Consider the following 596-nt stretch of genomic DNA (forward strand, 5'->3'; position numbering starts at 1 on the left):
TGATTGTATTCGTCAGTGGTTAACGCTCGTTTTTGTTCTTTAGCAGTATTTAGAATTTGGATAATCTGATTTTGGTTATCTTGAGCCTTTTGCTTTTGTTGGTCATAGTAACCAGTCATTTTTTCCAAGATACTTGCTTTCTCTTGATCTGTAATAGCGCCCATCGTCGCGAACATTTCTGTCGTTTTTGTAACAGCATCATTCTTTTGTTGGTCATATCCTGCAATGATTTGATTCTTCATCTCATCGAATTGACCGACGATTTTAGGCATATTCTCTTCGTTGATAGCAGCTTGTGTAGCGTACATATTAGTTAATTCAGTCCCTGTCTTTTGAGACAGTTCCATAAATGCACCTACAGCTTTTTGTGTACCTTTAGATATCTTATCTACACTCTGAACAGTACCATCAGCAGCTAAATTAACACGATTTTTAAATAAATCGACAGCTGGAACAGCTTCTTGAGTCATAGCTTTATAAATCCCATATCCTGCAGCACCGATAGCGGCAGCACCAATTAACCAAGGAGCAGCAGCTAAAGCAGCGGCACCAAGTGAAGCACCTAATCCGCCCATACCTAAAGCAGCTGCACCGGA

The 596-nt window shown here is 40.1% G+C and carries 1 protein-coding gene; it reads right to left on the reverse strand.

Annotation, left to right across the window (positions count from 1 at the left end; all coding sequences use genetic code 11):
* On the reverse strand, positions 1 to 596 hold a 596-nt coding region (locus ACPUEY_RS14095; protein ID WP_425122473.1), incomplete at both ends, for a hypothetical protein.

Origin of the sequence: Acinetobacter sp. G11 (assembly GCF_049808495.1) — a bacterium.
Taxonomy (GTDB): Bacteria; Pseudomonadota; Gammaproteobacteria; order Pseudomonadales; family Moraxellaceae; genus Acinetobacter; species Acinetobacter kookii.